At 51.2% G+C, this 17,879-nt stretch carries 11 protein-coding genes; 3 read left to right on the forward strand and 8 right to left on the reverse strand.

What is annotated here, in order from left to right:
- Positions 1-21 precede the first annotated feature (21 nt).
- The 8 genes from IEY24_RS25210 to IEY24_RS25245 all read right to left on the reverse strand — a co-directional run bounded on the left by IEY24_RS25210 (position 22) and on the right by IEY24_RS25245 (position 15,483).
- Entirely contained in the window at positions 22-3,558 is a 3,537-nt protein-coding gene (locus IEY24_RS25210; protein ID WP_188937615.1) for an NHL repeat-containing protein, read from the reverse strand.
- 61 nt (positions 3,559-3,619) lie between these two features.
- Positions 3,620-4,234: a RhiA family protein gene (locus IEY24_RS25215; RefSeq protein WP_188937616.1), complete on the reverse strand. Its 615-nt coding sequence runs from the start codon at positions 4,232-4,234 to the stop codon at positions 3,620-3,622.
- A gap of 328 nt (positions 4,235-4,562) precedes the next feature.
- On the reverse strand, positions 4,563-6,158 hold the full coding sequence (locus IEY24_RS25220; RefSeq protein ID WP_188937617.1) for a RagB/SusD family nutrient uptake outer membrane protein: 1,596 nt from the start codon (positions 6,156-6,158) through the stop codon (positions 4,563-4,565).
- 30 nt (positions 6,159-6,188) lie between these two features.
- Positions 6,189-9,674: a SusC/RagA family TonB-linked outer membrane protein gene (locus IEY24_RS25225; protein ID WP_188937618.1), complete on the reverse strand. Its 3,486-nt coding sequence runs from the start codon at positions 9,672-9,674 to the stop codon at positions 6,189-6,191.
- 164 nt (positions 9,675-9,838) lie between these two features.
- Complete coding sequence (locus tag IEY24_RS25230; RefSeq protein WP_229223125.1) at positions 9,839-10,948, reverse strand: FecR family protein; 1,110 nt, start codon at positions 10,946-10,948, stop codon at positions 9,839-9,841.
- Positions 10,949-11,092: 144 nt separating this feature from the next.
- Entirely contained in the window at positions 11,093-11,671 is a 579-nt protein-coding gene (locus IEY24_RS25235) for an RNA polymerase sigma factor (RefSeq protein ID WP_188937620.1), read from the reverse strand.
- 89 nt (positions 11,672-11,760) lie between these two features.
- Positions 11,761-13,707 carry an LTA synthase family protein gene (locus IEY24_RS25240; RefSeq protein WP_188937621.1) on the reverse strand — a complete coding sequence of 649 codons (1,947 nt, stop codon included), beginning with the start codon at positions 13,705-13,707 and terminating at the stop codon, positions 11,761-11,763.
- A 120-nt stretch (positions 13,708-13,827) separates the two neighbouring features.
- Entirely contained in the window at positions 13,828-15,483 is a 1,656-nt protein-coding gene (locus IEY24_RS25245; RefSeq protein WP_188937622.1) for a TonB-dependent receptor, read from the reverse strand.
- A gap of 100 nt (positions 15,484-15,583) precedes the next feature.
- Between IEY24_RS25245 and IEY24_RS25250 the strand changes: the two genes are divergently transcribed.
- From IEY24_RS25250 to IEY24_RS25260, 3 genes are all read left to right on the forward strand, one after another.
- Positions 15,584-16,012 carry a hypothetical protein gene (locus IEY24_RS25250; RefSeq protein WP_188937624.1) on the forward strand — a complete coding sequence of 143 codons (429 nt, stop codon included), beginning with the start codon at positions 15,584-15,586 and terminating at the stop codon, positions 16,010-16,012.
- Between the two features lie 115 nt (positions 16,013-16,127).
- A complete protein-coding gene (locus IEY24_RS25255; protein ID WP_188937626.1) occupies positions 16,128-16,718 on the forward strand; it encodes an HD domain-containing protein in 591 nt (196 codons plus the stop codon).
- A 109-nt stretch (positions 16,719-16,827) separates the two neighbouring features.
- Positions 16,828-17,832: a DUF6242 domain-containing protein gene (locus IEY24_RS25260; protein ID WP_188937627.1), complete on the forward strand. Its 1,005-nt coding sequence runs from the start codon at positions 16,828-16,830 to the stop codon at positions 17,830-17,832.
- The last annotated feature ends 47 nt before the right edge of the window (positions 17,833-17,879 follow it).

A 17,879-nucleotide genomic window follows, 5' to 3' on the forward strand; every position in this document is an offset into this window, starting at 1 on the left:
TTTTGTGAGGGAATACTGGTGTTAAAACTGGGCTTCCGGTGCCGGCGGGACCCAAAGACTTATGGATGGTTCGGTGCGTCGGCCTTTGCCGAAAATCCATTCATAATTGAGCGTATACAGGCTACGGTCGAGGCCCAGTGCCAGTTTTGCTGCGGCTACGCCACTTGTGGTAACCAGTTGCTGGCCATCGGGGGTATAAATGGTTAAAACATAGTCATTCGGATCTCGCCCGCCGTTTTCCTCCGTAAGCACATACAAATAGCCCTTGCCCTCGACCGACAGATCGAGGTATTCCACGCCGGGTTTGGCGGGAAGATTAAGGAAACATGATTTGGTCCCGTTGTTGGTGAAATAGGTTGCCACGGGGTTGCAGTTGATGTCGAATGCCTGGATGCGGTTATTGTTCTTTTCCAATACCAGCAGCACTCCGTCTATTCCGACGGCAATAGCCACGGGCCCGTCGATCAATCCGTCGCGTTTACCTAATCCGGAAGCCATACTCGCGAAAATAGCCTGATCATCGGTCGTAGATTTGGCCGGGAGTTTTAGTTTGTAGATCTTCGAATTGTTCGCACTGATTCCAAATACATAGCCTTGTGGGTGAACGACATAGCGAAGCAATGTGGCGGAGAACCTGCCCCAGCTTTCTTTATCCCGGGGATTGAATTCAGGAGGGATAGGCTGGCGCTTCCCGGTATCGAAGGCCAGTTTCACCTTTCGCAAATGGTAATTGTCATCCGTACCACGGGTGATGATAAAATTATGTCCCGTACCATCGTCTTTGGTGGCAATATCGTAGGCAACGCCCGGGTCATAGTCAAACCCCACCCTGGTAGCCGCATACCCGGCCTCGGGATGTTGAAGGATCGAGATATTCTGGGTAATGTACAGCGAATCGTTAACCGGCGGCCCGTCGGGGTTGGTGTCACGGGCGATATTCAGCCCGGTTGCCTGCCAGCTGTAACCTAATGAGGTCGGGCGCTGGGCCAGGGAAATGCTGCTTAAACTACGCAGTTCGTGATTCAGGTCCGGCGCTGCCGTTTTTCTGGTGGTAGTTGGAGCAGGACTTTCCTTCCAGACGTGTACATCATTTTCAATGGCAATTTTTACCTTATGGCTGTAAATGGATTTTTTAGTTAATGGCACGATATTGTTCACTACTTCGACGTTCCGGATGCGAAGTGTGGTGCCATCATTTCCCTCGGCGGCATACCAGGCCGATTCTCCCTGTCCTGCCTGCCATCCGTTCCGGGCGTAGAAGAATACATATACCTTCACATTCCCCCCTGATGGCGCGTCGTTGAAGCGTACATTGATTGGATCGCTCAATACAGTGCCGCTGAGGGCGCCATTATAAACCAATGTCGTCGCGCTCTTATCGTACACGAGTTGTACTTTATAGCTTACGGCCAGGTGCGGGAAGTATTTAAAAGTAGTGTCGGGAACGAGTGTTACCTCCACGTCCATGGAAGCCACAATATCGCATTGATATACAAAAGGGGCCTGCGTGACAGCCGCGATGGTCTGGCCCAGCTGGGCAAGCGACACACATGCGCTCATTACCTGAAATGCAGTACCCACGATAGGGAGCATTTTAGTTGCGGTGGCCGAAGCGACAACCGAAGTGATGACTGTTTTGAGGCCCGTTTTCAGCAGCAGCGGGCCGGCCGCATTAGCCAATCGGAGCAGCGGTTTGCTCGAATCGCCCGTGCGGAGGGTATCCAGGCCGGTGAGCGTGAGGCCTAATGCGATTACACCAAAAAGTACTCGTTTGTCTTTCATCAAATCGGTTACCCATTTGGAATTGGTGATGGCCGCGCCGGCGGTAAGCATAAAAACGGGCAGGGCCAATTCAAGCGCCACGGTCATGGTCAGCCCCGGCATACAAACACCCGAGTCGAATTCGCCGGTCCCGAGGCCTCCTAAAAGCAACCTCACCGTATGGGCATCTTTGTGAACGGGAAAACGCATCGTAGCGGATTCGTCGGATACGGGAATGCCAAATGCCGTGCTGATCGGTCCGAGCATCTCGAGGTATTTCTTGGTCGAATCCTTTTGAAAACCCGGGCGTAAAAATCCGGGAAGCTGCTCGGGCCACGACGAATCTACCGCGATCGGATTTCCGGCCATGTCGATAAACTGTACATAGGCGCCCAAATGCCGGAGCCAGTGGTTGGTACAATCTACCGTAATGTAATTTCGCCAGGACGACCCCTCGGTATTGACCCATTCGAGTTGCTTCACTACCCTTTTCGTGTCTCCGTCCAGCACAGCGAATTCGGCGCTGGCATTCGGGTCGAGTTTGGTGCACTTTAAGGTATAATCTAATCCCGATTTGGAAGAGTTGAGCGTAAAATTTGCCTTGACGTTCCCCGTCCCCAAACCCTGGTCTATCGAGCCGATATAGGGACCACCGTTACCCATCTGGTTGAGCTTGATGGGGACAAATGCCAGTGCCGGTATATCGGGTGTATTGATTTTAAGATAAACCTTTTCGGCGAGCAACAGTGCCACCATTTCTGTATTGAGCGGGTCCCTTTTTTCATGTTTCGGATCGTCGGACCACAAACCCATGCCCTCATAACTTCCTTTTTCCGGGTTGCTGGGTTCAATCCGCACATTAGGAGAAACGGTAAGCCCGTTGCCCGGCGTTTTGTTCGAAAGTATCCATTTGCTCAGGTTGGCCTTCAATTGCTGGCCGGGTGCGACAGCCAGCGCGGATTTGGCATCGGCGCCAATCCCGTATTGGACATTCCATTGCTGGCCCCGGAGTTCGTTATCCTGCTGTACGCGTGTTAAAGCATACTTCAATGCACCTTCAATCTCCGCTATCACCCGTGGGTGCATTTGCGGGGTATAGAGGAAAGTGCCCGGGCTGTCGGGGTCCTGCATGTGCGTTTTGGAGCCGTCGGCATTTTCTTCGTAAACGGGTACTTCCGTCGACCAGTTTGTGCCCAGTTCTTCGAGGATGTTGGGAAGTCCGTTGTCCCGCCCGATGGCCCTTGTAATGGCACGTTCGATAATATACGAAGGGATCTTGCCGTGTTCCGATTCATTGAGGTTAATGAGCGAGGGATGCTGGAACAGCAATGCTACGGCAGTGTCGAAATGGTCAACGTATTGGCCCAATCCATTAGCGCTCGTCAACGAAGGCAATGCTTGCAACAGGCCCGACGATTTGGCGGCAATCATCGCCAGTTTGGGATGAGGCAGCTGGTCTTCCGGTTCGGGATTTTGGCTGATCATTTTCAGGGCCCGTGCCACACCCTCTGCCGGCAAAGCTATTTGCATGCCTATGATATGCTGTATAGTTTGCCCGTTAATTACCATGGGAACCGAAATCTGTATCAGCGACGGCCGCGATGGGGGAGTATCGACACCCGTTACAAAATGCGTTAACTGCCCGGCATGCAGGTGCTGAAAAAGCGGATTGTTTTGTGCTGCATGCTGCCGGGTAAGCGAGGTATGCGCCTGCAACGGATAATCCTGGAAATTGGCATGGAGCATCAACCCTTCCTGGGCTTCCAGGTGGGAGAGATTAAAGTGAAGTGTTCTCAAAGGAATAAATCTTTAGATAGAGGAATTTAAAGGTATGGTCATTTTTAAGAATCGGTCATTCTTAATCCAGGCCCTGTGTGATCGTCCAGGTGTTGTTCGCATTAAGCGTAGCATTCATCGAAAAAATACCATGCGGAAAATCAATCTTTACCGGATTATTGATCTGGTCGGGATCCAATACCTGTCCTTGCGTGAGATTTCCGAACGTCACCCAGAATTCGAAACGGGGCGTAAATTGAAAAGTCATATTGGGCTGTGCCTGCACGGCGAACTGCGGTACACCAGACATACCATAGCCTATGCTGGCGTTACGGATGGCCGTGCTGGCATCGGACATGATGCGTAATGACCCTTGCTGATAAGAATCCTGCTGATCGATGAATTGGTAATCACGGTCCCTCTTCGTGAGTGTTATTTGGTTTCCCCGGGTCAGATCGGTGGGCGCATTTGCTCCGGGATTAAAAACTACCCCAGGCAATAATTCGCCGGTTTTAGCCCAGAAAAAATAGAGATCGGTATTCCATGATATGGCTAACCGCGTTCCCGGCTGCGCAAATTCTACACGCCATGCCAAAGGAAAAACGTCGGGGTTTGGACTGTTGTGAATTTGCTGGAATACGCAAAAATCACCCGACGAATTCGAATTGTTAACAAAATTGATTGTGAAGGTTGCCATAACTGATAGGTTTTAGATTTACGAAATTGATTTATGGTTAAAAAAATAAGAATGCACATAGTAGTCGCTTCAAAGCAAGCGCGTTGCTCTGCCGGACAGTTGAAAAAAAATGTGTTATCTATTACCTAAAAGTTGTGACCCAATGTTTATAAAGCGATTCGCTTGTCAATCTACTTCTATTACTTATTGATAGTAATTTGACGAAAAAATTTCATCGGGTTAGCGCGGGGAATGCATTGGGGAAAGGGGCAAAATGACGAAACGGGCTGGCCCAGGTTTCAAACCCTGGGGACAGCCCGTTTTCAATTCAATTCAAAGCGTCCGCTGATTAATTCCAGGCGTTCGCTACGTCTTTGGCAACATTCGGATTGTAATTCTTTTCCACGTCGGGGATCGGGAGCAAGACGTTTTTATCCTGGAAAGGTTGCTTCCCGTCTCCTGGCTCGGCTGCACGCTGCGCGTTGATCGTCTGTTTCGCAATCCCCCAACGGATCAGGTCGAAATACCGGCTTTGTTCGCCGCAAAGTTCTACCTGACGCTCGCGCATGAGGATTTTAAGCGCGTCGGCCTGTGCGCCCAGCGTGGTGTAGGCAACCGCGCCTGAGCGTTTCCGTACCTGGTTGATCAATGCCAATGGGTCGGCGCCGGTTTTGCCCTGCTGGATTTGCGCTTCGGCAAGCATCAGCAGCACGTCGGCATAGCGGATTACCTGCCCGTTGATCGAGCTTTGCGGTCCTCCGTATGAGGCGACTTCAGTGTAATACTGATATTTTTTCCAGACATAATATCCCTGAGGATCATCGGCTTTGAATGGGAAGTCGATCGGGCCGCCTGCGCATTTCTGGCAATACTGGGTGTCGCCGCCGCTTTCCTTGCTGCCATAAAAAGTAAACTTCGCGCGCGGGTCTACGTAATTGGCGCTGGTGGCAGGATTGGGATATTGAAACGATTTGACGGTAGTAGTCGGCACGTAAACATTAAACCAGTCTTTAAAACCATATTCCTGCGCACGGTCGGAATGGGTTGCTTTGCCGCCCCATGTTTCCTGCCCACCGAAAACGTAGTACTGGTTACCAATCCCCCAGTCGGTCCATTTGGCATTCATGATCTGGAAAATGTTTTCAGGACTGCTCTGGTTTGTCGAGCTGAACAGGTTCTCGTACGACGGGTCGAGCGCATAGGTGAAAGGCGCTGTCGTCAGTTGAGCGAGCGTTGTTTCTGCCTGGGCCCACTTTTTCTGGTACAAATAGGATTTTCCGAGCAATGCCACTGCTGCGCCTCTGGTTGCCCTGCCGAGTCCGGTTGCGGCGTCGTAGGATACAGGCAGGTCGGCTGCCGCCAGTTTTAGGTCGCTTTCGATCGTCGCCCAGATCGCTTCCGCCGATGCACGCGAAGGATAATTATTCGCCACGGTGCTGTCGTAAGCAGTAATCAGCGGCGCTTTCCCCCATAGGTTTACAATGTTGAAATAGGCATACGACCGCAAAAAACGTGCTTCGGCAATGTACTGCTTCGCGGCCTGCTGATCGGCCGCTGCTGTGGGATTCCAGACGCCCGCCCGGTCGATAACAACATTGGACCGAAGGATAAGCCGGTACAGGCTGTTCCAAAGCTGCCCGATCTGCGCCTGACTGGTACCGAATGAGTAGTCGGCCAGCTGCGCCATGTCGCCCTGCAGGTTGGTCGTTTTCTTGGCTTCATAACCGAGCAGGTCGAAAATAAAGTAATACTCGCGTGACCACAGCCCGTTGTGCAGCAAAGTGGCGTAAGTCGCAATTACTGCCTGATTTAGCCCTTCGGATGATGTAAAATAGGTTTTGTAATCGTAGGCACTCTGGCTTTCCAGTTCCAGTTTGGATTCATCACATCCGGCAAGCTGGAAGACAGCTATTAGTCCTGTCAGAAAATATATGATCTTTTTCATGTTCACTTCAAGTAAGTTTTCTTCTAACCATTAAAACCCAAGCTGCAAGCCGCAAAGCAAAGTTCTCGGCTGCGGCAACTGCTGGCGGTCGTCGATACCGCGAGAGAAGATGTAGCTGCCGCCGTTCTGGGTGCTTACCTCAGGATCGTAACCTTTGTATTTGGTGACGGTCAGAAGGTTTTGTGCCGCCACATACACCCGGATGCTTTTGAAGACCTTGCCGCCGTTGATGCCGCTGATCAGGCTCTGGGGCAGGGTATAGCCCAAAGTGACGTTACGAAGGCGCAGATAGGAGCCGTTTTCAAGCCACCAGTCGGAAGGGCGGAGGTTACCATCACCCGTTGCGCTCTGCCCTGCGCGCGGGAGCTCGGCCACATCGCCGGGTTGGCGCCATCTTTTCAGGATCTCGGTAGAAGCATTGTGCCCCGTCGATTCATTATCGGTCACGAACTTGAACGCATTCAGAATCTTCAAACCGGAAACACCCGAGATGACCACATTCAGATCGAAGCCTTTGTAGCTCGCACCGGCGTTGAAACCGTACACAATCTTAGGGATAGGATTACCCAGGATTTTCTGGTCGGTGGAAGTAACCTTGCCATCGCCGTCGAGGTCTTTAAAAATAAAATCTCCGGGTAAAAGGCCAGCCTGGTATTTGGTAGTGGCATCGCCTGCCTGCTCTGCTGCTTTTGCATTCAATGCATCGATTTCCGCCTGGTCTTTGGCCACATGCGCTACCTCATAACCAAAGAACGACCCGATGGCCGAACCGGCAGCCGTGTAGGTGAACGTAGGAAGGTTACTGAATGCGCCTGCCTGAATAGGAGCGGCAAATTCGCTTCCCAGGGAATTGACGATGTTTTTGTTGTAGGCAAGATTGGCGCTTACATTATATTGGAAACCTCCCTGTGCCTGGTCGCGGTAGCCTACCGAGAACTCCACCCCTTTGTTTTGCGCGCTGGCCGCATTGGCATACTTGCTCGGTTGCCCGCCGCTGCCCGATGCTCCCGTGCTTCCGGAAACCGGCACACTCACCAGCAAGCCGGAGCTTTTGCGGTTATACCAGTCAACGGTAACGCTCACGCGGTTGCTGAGGAACCCGAGGTCGAGGCCAATGTCGGTCTGGTCGGTCGACTCCCAGCGGATGTTCGGGTTGGATAACGTGTTGATGGTTGTGCCTGGATTAAATCCTTCATTGGTGCCCAGTGAATAGACCAGGTTACCATTAGGGCTACCGCTGTAAGTAAGTACCGACGTCACGCCTGTGGTCGGGATCGTGTTGTTACCCGTTCTGCCAAGTCCGAGCCGTAACTTGCCATCGCTGAGGAAGTTCAGGTTGTTCTTGATAAACTCTTCGTCGATAAAGCGCCATGCAACGCCCAATCCGTAGAAATTCCCAAACCGGTTGTTGGCACCGAAGTTCGAAGCGCCGTCGCGGCGGAAACTTCCCGTAAGGATGTATTTGTCGTCGAAAGTATAGCCCAAACGTGCGAAATAGGAGATAACCGATGAGCGTGCATAGCCATAATTGGAACCGGTGACCGCCTGTGATTGCGCTACGCTGATATTCTGAATGGCATCATTCGGGATTTTCGTACCGGTCGCATTGAGGCCCGACGAATTTCCCGGGTCGAGATAGCTGTTACCGAGCGTTGCAGAAACACTGTGTTTGCCAAAAACCTTATTATAGGAAAAGTAGTTTTCAAGCGTGTAAAACGAGTAGTTGTTGAACCCCAGGGTAGCCTGTTGCGGGTTGGTCAGGTTGTTACCCCCCGTGTAGCCATACTGGTAGCTCCGGGTCTTGCCGCCGCCGATCTCAGCCGAAAGCTGCGTACGGAACCGCAATCCGCCGATGATATCCACTTCGGCAAATACCTGCGGGAAGAACACGAAGCCGGTATTGACAGGGTGGTTCAGGTTAATAGCCGCAAGCGGGTTGTTACCGTTGCTGAAATCATCGACATTGGTGGTATTGGAGTAGCCGCCCGGAACCGTAGCGTCAAAAATGGGCTTGTAGGGTGCATAATACACCGCGTCGGAAATGCTCGCTAGCTGTCCGTCGTCCTTGGTATAGCGGACATTCAGGCTTTGTCCCAAATGAAAGCGCCCCAGGGTTTCGTCCAGGGCAAACCGGGCATTCAGCCTGCTGTTGGTGAAATTCTTAACAATGGCCTGCTGTTTGATGTAACCCAATGAAAAGTTATAAGCCACTTTCTCGCTTCCACCACTGATGTTCAGGTCATTCTGCGAAACCAGGCCCGAGCGGAATATTTCTTTCTGCCAGTCGGTCCGATCTGTGCGAACATCAGCCGTTTTGAACTTTTCAGGCAATGCGGAATTGGTCGTAGCGGCAAAATCTTGCAGCAAGTCCACATATTGCGACGCATTGAGCAAATCCAGCGTTTTCCATGCCTTGGCGACGCCCCATTGGGTATTGAAATTGATGCGGGGCGCGCCCGATTTTCCTTTTTTGGTAGTGATGATCACGACGCCGTTGGCCGCTGCCGAACCGTAAATCGCCGTGGATGAAGCGTCTTTAAGGATCGTGATGTTTTCGATATCCTGGGTCGCCAGCGTGTTGAACATCGTTTTGCTGCCCTGGATACCGTCGATTACGTAAAGCGGATCGACGCCGGTAAAAGAGCCGGTACCGCGGATGAGGATCTGGGCGTCGGAACCCGGCGTGCCGTTCGATTGCAATACCTGCACACCGGCCGATTTCCCGATCAACAACTGCGAAGGATTAGTGGCGGTGGTAGCGCCGGCGTCTTTCGAAGATACAATATCCACCGAGCCGACTACGTCCTGCTTCCGCGAACTACCGTACCCGATCACCACCACTTCGTTGAGTGATTTGAAGTCGGGAGCCATCGATACATTAATTACCGCCCGGTCACCCGCAGCGATTTCCTGCGTTTTGTAGCCTACGAAGCTGAATACCAGCACGGCTTCCACATTACTCACTTCGAGCTCGAAATTGCCGGAGGCGTCCGTCAATGTACCCAGCTGGGTGCCTTTCAGACGCACGCTCACGCCCGGGAGGCCTTCGCCGTTCTCGTCGCTTACCCTGCCTTTCAGTAACTGCGCGAGCATATCCCTCATCTGAATGGGAAGTTGCCCCGCGGTTTTGGTTTGCAGTTCCTTGTTGGCTTTCAACAGAATGCGTCCCGATGGTGTAACCTGGTAGGAAATTTGGAGCGGTGCGAGCAGTGTTTGTAATGCCGCCGACAGTTTCTGATTGACGACATGGAGCGCAACCGGACGCTCGGCGCGGATTGCCTTATTGCTGTACACAAATTTTACATTCGCTTTCTGCTCCAACTGGTCAAGCACATTCGCCAGTTCCACCCTGTCGGCGTGGAGCGTCACGTTCCGTTCCAATACCTCCTGCGCCTTGCTGACGTGCGCCGCGTAGGTGAGGCTGGAAAAGACGATTGAAAAGATAAGCTGGGCCAAAGAAATTCTCATGAGCAAGCAAAGCGATGCCCGGTTTTTTCGGTATCGGTTTTTTTTCATAGTTTAGAAAGGTTTTTTATAACTAATGAATGTCCCGCTGCCGCATCTTGGCGGATTTCCGGCAGTAGGAAAGTACTGACCGGCAGGATAGCTTTCTGCCGGTTTCTTTTTTGGGCTTTTTGGACGGGTTTATCGCATAGTGTTCTATTTAGGTTAAACAAAAATTACTTGCAGCCCGTGGCCGAAACCAGGATGCGCGTTCCCTGAACCTGGTAAGAGCCGTCGTTGGACTGGCAAATCAGGTCGAGCTGGTCGAAAAGCGACATATTTGTAAGATCGCCGGTAAACGTACATTCATTCACCGCTTCCCCCGATACCACAATATCTACCCCGTAAGCATCTTCCATGCGTTGAAAAATGTCGGGCAATGCAATGTTCTTGTAAATCGCTGCCGGTAGTTCGGCGGGGGCGGTAAGTAACACAGGCTGGTCGACGAGGCTGGTCATCAGGTGTCCGCTTTCTTCAAAATAGGTCACACGTTGGTTTGGGGTCAGGATCACGCCCTTGTTGAACTGGTGCTTGTTTTGGGACGTTGGTTCTTCTGCTCCGATGCTTTCATTTTCGAATACAGAAACTTTTCCGCAAACGACTTCAACCTGCATCTGATGCTCTTCACCGCCTTCTTTCACCCAGAAACTGGTCCCGAGGACACGCGTTACAAGCTTTCCGCTATACACAAAAAAGGGTCGGCGGCTGTCTTTGGTAATGTTAAAAAACGCGTCGCCTTTAAGCTGGACCTCCCGTTTACCGGCCGAAAACTGGCGCGGATAGGTAAGCCCGGCACCGGGAGCAAGGGTCACTTCGCTGCTATCGCTCAGTTTGATGCGCATAGGCTGGGTGGTTTTGTTAGCCCTGGAAACCAGGCTTTCACGACTGGCTTCCAGTAGCAATGCAACGTTCGCGGACCTCGCAGAAGAGGACTTGCCCGAATAAAAATAAAACAGCGACAGCGACACAATGAGTACCGCAGCCACCGACGAAAACAGGCGTACTGCTGTGCCGGATAAGCGCGGTAAAAATCTAATCGGCTTTTTTGGCGCGTTCCTGTCGTGCTGAATGGCCGTCCACATCCGGGCTTTCAGCACAGATTTTTCAGTGTCCGAAAGCTCGGTTTGCGGTACATCGCTTTGTACCTGTTCATACCATTGATGGATGCGGTCCTTTTCCGCGGGAGTGCATTTTCCTGCCCGGTATTTCAAAAGCAGGTTTTCAATTTCGTCGTAATTCACAGGTTCAGGGGTTGGCTGGCTCAGACTACCTTTTGTCTGATTCAACCTCTAAACCGTATTAGTCGGGTATTGTCCCTGAATGTTTTTAAAATAACTTGAAAAGTTTATAAGAAATGCGAAGTTTAGGGATAAACTTCTTCTAAAAATGCAATGCGGGCAACCTGGGTGCTACTTGATTTGAAATGAAGGTCAGGAGAAGATGCTGAGGAGTAACAGGAGAAAGGTTTCGTTCAGATATTCACGGACAGCCTTGGAGGCTTTGCCCAGATGGTATTCAACCGTTTTGTCCGACAAGTTCATGAGTTCGGCGATCTGCGCCACCGTCCAGCTCTCTATCCGGCTGAGTTTGAATATCTCACGGGTCTTTTCAGGAAAGGGTTTGAGACCTTCGTCAATGTTGTGGAGCAGCTCGTTATAAGCAACCTCATCTTCGGTATAATGCTCGTGCTGGCGTGCAAAAGCCTGATAATAGGCAAGATACCGGCTTCTTGGCCCGGCTTTCCGGATATAATCGATGACCTCGAACCGCACGGCCGAAAAAAGATAGTAATTCAATGCAGTAGTCCGCAGGTTGCGGCGCTCGTTCCAAAGGCGGGTGAAAATGTCCTGTACGATCTCTTCGGCAATGTGCTTTTGCCCGAGTTTGTGAAATGCTGCCCGGTACAGCGGATACCAATACTGGTCATAAATAGCCGTAAAGGCCCATTCGTGCCCGGAGCACAAAGCTTCCAGCAATTGCTGGTCCGAAACTGGCTGGCTATCCGGCATTGCAGTGAATAGGTGTCAAGTTTACATTTTTGCCAAAGTTATATTTTTTAGATTAATATTTACATTCATGTGCCATACATTAGTGGCGACTATCTTTTCATGAGCCCGTGTTTAAACTGAAAGCTTGCAGCCTGGTACCACGCCACGGCCTCGTCCACTAAATGCCTGTTCGGGGAAGTCTGGCGCGCAGAGCCATCTTTAAAGTCCGGGGTGAATGTTTCGGTTACTTTTTGGGGTTTCAATATTACCAGCGAATCATTCTTGACATACCCAAGGCTTTGATATGTGCTTACAAATGCCCGTTCCCGGCCCGGTTCGAGCTTAAAAATATCATATCCAAAGAACTTGCTGCGATAAGAAAAATTGAGAAGTCCCAAAATAGTAGGCCCGATGTCAATCTGGCTCATAAGCCTTGGCATGGTCCCTGCCTTGACAAACCCTGGCGAGTAGATTAGCAGCGGGATCTTGTACCGGTTGACCGGAAGGTCGGTTTTACCCGCACTGGATGCACAATGGTCGGCAACGATGACAAATAATGTGTTGTTGAACCATGGCTTGTTTCGCGCGAGGCGAATGAATTGACCGATCGCGTAATCGGTGTATTTGACAGCGCCATCCCGCCCGGTGTGCGAAGGGATATCGATCCTCCCTTCCGGGTAGGTGTAAGGACGGTGATTGGAAGTCGTCATGATGTGCGCGAAGACGGGTTTGCCCGTCTGCGTCGCCGCGCTGATCTCCCGGCTGGCCAGCTCAAAAAGATTTTCATCGGCTACCCCCCAGATGTTTTCGTAGTCGATCTCTTTTTTCGAAAGTGCCGTCCGGTCTATCACCCCGTAGCTGTTGTGGCCGAAGAAATAACCCATATTATCGAAATAGCCGTAACCGCCATAAATGAAACGGGCCTGATACCCTTTGCTGCCTAACACGCTACCCATGGAGAAAAGATCTTCATTATGCGGCCGCCGTACGATGGATTGGCCGGGCGTGGGCGGGGCGCATATCGACAATGCTTCCAAGCCGCGGACCGTACGGGTGCCCGTCGCGTAAAGATTGGTGAAAAGAAGGCTCTGGCCGGCGAGGGAATCGAGGAAAGGCGTGATCCCCTGCGTATTCCCGAAGCTTCCCAGGAAGTCGGCACTCAGGCTTTCTACACTGATCAATACAATATTTTTGTGTAGTTCGGTGCCCGTATTGACAATGTCCCTTTCGATTGAGAAGCGCTTGCCGTCAGTGAAATGGCTTTCCGGTGTCTGGACCATCGAGCGTATCAGCGACGATGCTTGCTGCTCATCCAGCTTTGCGTAGAACTGGTTATAATCCAATTCATTGTTGCGGTAGGCCGCAAATAGCTCGTACATTCCGTTACCGGCAAGCTCATTGACGTAGACGTTGCCGCTAAATTGCCTTAACTTATTGTCGACCATCGCAAAAGCCGCTGCAACAACGAGTAAATACACACCCAGAACCAGTGATCGCCTACCGAAGCGCATTGGACGAAAGGTCCATCGCGTGGCCATGCGGGATACGAGCACGGTCAATAACACCGTAAGCACCAGCAGCACGCCTATAATTGCCTCTACCGGGTATGACTGGCGGATGTTGCCTACCACTTCCTGCGTGTAGACCAGATAATCGACGGCGATGAAATTGAATCGGGAGCTAAATTCGTCCCAGAAGACCCATTCGGAAACGGCGTTCAGCAAAAGCAGGAACACCAGGATAAACTGCAAAATGAAGGCGATGATTTTGAATCCCCTTTTGCCCGCGAACCTGCTGGGCGTCACCCAGCCGAGCAGCATCACAGGGAGAACGAAATACAGGGAATTGATCAGATCGTAGAAAAGGCCGATGCCGAAAATGCCGAGGACATTGGTGACGCTGTAATCTACGCCGTTGCCGGCTTTCAGCATCAGGGTAATCCTGGTCAGCGTCGAGATCCCGGTAAGTAATGCGGCTAAAATTATAGCACGCGTTAAAAAATCTGATTTTGAATAGGGTATGCTCTTTGCTCCAACTCCCTGAGTGGCAGTAATCATTTCTTCCGGTATTTGGTGGTGTCAGTCGGGCTTAAATACTTCTTTTGCCGCTAAACATACCTTTGAATTCTGAATTCTTTTTGAATTTTTGAAGCGAGTATGCATTGAGGAGATGCCTTGCTATTTATTCGTGGTGATAACCAATATCCCATTGCTGCCCCGGGCTCCAAATGCTGCGGAATTTCCATACCTGACGGCGGAGATGGATTTGATGTCGCGGACGGTCAGGGAATTGAGTATGGGGACAACGGTTTCTGCGCCGCTGTAAAAGACTTTGTCGAGCATTAGCGCCACCGTATTGTCAAAGCTGCCGCTCGCGTTAATGTTCGTATTATTCTCTGTAAAATGGACCTTGTAGGTATTGGATGCTCCGTCGAAGGTTACGCGTAGGCCTGGTATCCTTTTCAGCAGGTCAAAAACGGAGCCGGAATTGTCACTTTCACTGACCGACAGGACGTAATCCGGCTTGACCAGGCCATCATCCTGTTTCGCCGCAGGTTGTAGCAGTCCCTCTTTATCCAAAAGGGTTTGCTGGCTTTCAATGGTGGGTAGTTTTAAATCTGCGGTTTCTTTGACCTGCCTTGTATTTTGAATGGAGGCAACCGGTGTCTGAGGCGTATCGTCTCCGGGGAGTGGATGGTCGATCGGGAGCATTTCGGCAAAGCCTTCCCGGGCCCAGGCGTCGTGAATAGTGATGCCGTTGGGCGTTACCAGCCATCCATTGTCTGTAAATAAGCAGTACGCATTCGGCAGGACGATCTGGGAATATTTGAACGGGTAGTCAGAGAAAACCGAAGCGCTATTGTAGAGCCTTCGTTGGAACACAAGCAGCGGATATCTGGAATGCAAAATAAAGTTGCCTCTGGTTTTATCGAACACACAGACCGAGTCGGCAGTGACGGGAGTGAAATTGCCGTTGATCACCTCGCGTTCCAAAGGGATTTTCGTCAGATAGAATTCCCTTGTTGTTTTCATGGTAAACATTTCAATGCCGTTGGCTTCCAGATTGTTTTTGGAGAGTGCGACCAAAAAATTGCGGAAGGAGTCCTTAAAAGCAATATCCCTATTACGGAGTTGTTTTTGCTGTTTTTCAGGATTGTCTGCAAGTAAAGACTCAAAGAATTTATACCCGGAAAGGAACGTCTTCTTCCCATCTGACTCAAATTTGTTCATATGGAAACGGATCCGATAGCCGAGTGCCAAATTCTCGATGAGTACAGGCTCAGTACTCGTTGCCGTCACACGCCCGGTCGCTTCATCGAGGCCGAGGGTGATGGATTCGGGGTTTAAAATGGTGCATTGCCTGGCAAATGGGGAATCCCCCAGCAGGCCGTTATTGAAGATTCTCCATTTGCGGCGCCAATGCTTGTCGCGCTTTCCCTTAATGATGACTTCGCGTATGGTATTGTTCAGATCAAGCTTGAAGACCACATTCGCCGTGCGGTCGGGCGTTGCCTGCAATAGTTTTACTTCCGGCTTATATCCAACGAAAGAGGCGACCAATTCCGCTTTTTTATAGCGCGCAGGAACGTTAATGCGGAAGTTGCCGGCTTTGTCGGTCGAGGTGCCTAAGGAAGTATTGTTAAGATAAACGGTGACCGATGGCAGCGCCTTCCCGGCCTCGTCATAAACGGTGCCCGCTATCTGCCAGTTCTGGTCCTGCGAACGGCATGGGCTGGCCAGAAAGAGCAAAAGCACGCAAAAACAGTGCAATAGCCTGCCGCAGGCGCCGCCTGCCGACGCACAGAAAGATTGACGAAGTCGGCTATAAAACATAGTTCACTGTTTCAAGCATAGTAATATTCCGTTGTAAATAATAAACTTAGGTTACAACTGATAATGGGCCGGGAGAGTCTACCTGATAAAACACATCGTTATGAAAACACTTTCACTTTTTATCTTAGCCCTGTTCGTATTTGCCCAATGCAAGAAGGAAAACCGCGATCCGGCACCTGAAGTGATCTCGATCGTTGGCAAATGGCGCGTGGTTGAATATAAGCAAATATACGGCGATTCGACCGTTACGCAGCCGGTAGCGCAAGCCAGTTCGCACGTGTATGAAATCCGGTATGATGGGGTACTTTTGAATGGGAACGGATATGTGCCCTGCTGCATTCCATCGAGCTATTCCCTGAACGGAACGGCTTTTGTCCCGAAGCCTGCTAAGCCGGTTGAACTGGACCCGATCTGTTCGTATGCATTGTGCCGGGGCTGTCCTGAAATGAAACTGACGCAAACTGCCCCGGATAGCCTGGTCATGGAAACATGCGAAGGTAGTTTGAGCATTCTTGTCCGGGAAAAATAACCTGGTAAAATCAACTGTTTCATTTCACAGAGGCACTCGAACTTACCGAGCGCTTTTTGTCATAGCCGGAAATGCCTTGTAATTTCACTTTTTGAAATAACCAATCAGCAAGGTCATGGACATAGGCAGCATTTTACAGCAGATCGAGTTTATCAAAGAGATTGACAAACTCAAATATATTCAAAGGAAAACCAGGCTTTTCAACAGCGAAAGGAATGAAAACGACGCCGAACACAGCTGGCACCTGGCGGTGATGGCCATTGTCCTGGCCGGGCATTCCAATGTGCCGGTCGATGTTCTCAAAGTCGTCAAAATGGTGCTGATACATGATATTGTCGAGATCGACGCGGGTGATACCTTTATTTACGACACCCAAAAGAACCACACCAATACCGATGATGAGCGGCTTGCAGCGAACCGGATTTTCGGGATGCTACCCGCTGAGCAGGCCAGCGAACTGATCGCCATCTGGGAGGAATTCGAAGCAGGGCAGACCGGCGAAGCCAAATTTGCCCGGTCGATGGACCGCCTGGAACCGCTCCTTCAAAACAGCTCCAATAGCGGCGGGACCTGGAAAGAGTTTGGGGTGAAATATGAGAAGGTGTACGAGAAAAAGAAAGTCATCAAAGAAGGATCGGAGGCATTGTGGGCATATGCCGAAGGGCTGATTAACGAAAGCGTCGAAAAGGGGATACTGGAAAAGTAGTCCACCGGTCCGGAGCAGCTTCGCTGGTCTACATTTTCAGCGGTTCGTCTACATTATTTTTCACGGCGCAGGCATTTTACTTCCTTTACATATCATCAAATGCCTCGCTATGAAAACGCTTAGAAATTGGCTCATTATCACCTTTCTGGTTTCGATACTGGCCTGCTTTACCCGCGATCGGGGACCCGCGCCGCTTAAACCCGTTTACACGTGGAAGGAAATGCTCCCGGCTGGAAGCGGTTCGCACCAGTACGAGTGGAAACAAGGCACTTTCCCCATGGGCCTCGTGCCGCATGTTGCATTCGGAGGTAACCTCTGGATGATAGGACAAAAAGCATCGTGGTCGTCGGCAGACGGCATTTCCTGGACGCGCCACGCGAAGAACGACTGGGGTGAACGCATCTACCTGACCGGCGTTTATTTCGCCGGTAAACTCTGGCTCACCGGCGGTATGCGCTACCAGGAAAGGGAACTGACGAACGAAATATGGAACTCCAAGGACGGTTCCGAATGGAAAAAGGCTGTGAATGCGGAATGGGAACCCCGGAAAGGCCAGGCACTGGTCGTATTCAAAAATAAAATGTGGCTATTCGGAGGTACCACCAGAATAGCGCGGGATTTCGAATCGCTCGAAATGAAAAACGACGTATGGTCGTCACCCGACGGCCTGAAATGGACCCGGGAAGTAGCTAAGGCGCCCTGGTCGCCCCGAGACTCGCCGCAAATGGTGGTAATGCGCGATACGCTTTATATGGTCGGTGCGCAGGGGATGGCGGACGTCTGGCGCTCCGCCGACGGCAAAAACTGGACACAACTCACCGCCGAAGCCGGTTGGAAAAAGCGCTACGACGCGGGCGTGCACGTGTACGACAGCAGGCTGTGGCTATTCGGGGGGCGCGACCTCAATACCGACCATCACAAAGGCGCCCTGAACGACATATGGTTTTCCGCTAATGGTACCGACTGGTACCGCTACGCCGAACACGCTCCTTGGAGCGTCCGCAGCGGCGGCAACAGCGTCGTATTCCACGATCAGATGTGGATTTTCAGCGGCAAACACACCGGCGCCAATCCGGTTTGGAAAGGAGATGTGTGGGCGCTGCAAAGACGGTAAATGAGTGGATTAGGCGTCTGGAATGTGTAATTGTCGACTTGTGGTGA

The organism is Dyadobacter endophyticus, from assembly GCF_014641595.1.
Lineage (GTDB): Bacteria > Bacteroidota > Bacteroidia > Cytophagales > Spirosomataceae > Dyadobacter > Dyadobacter endophyticus.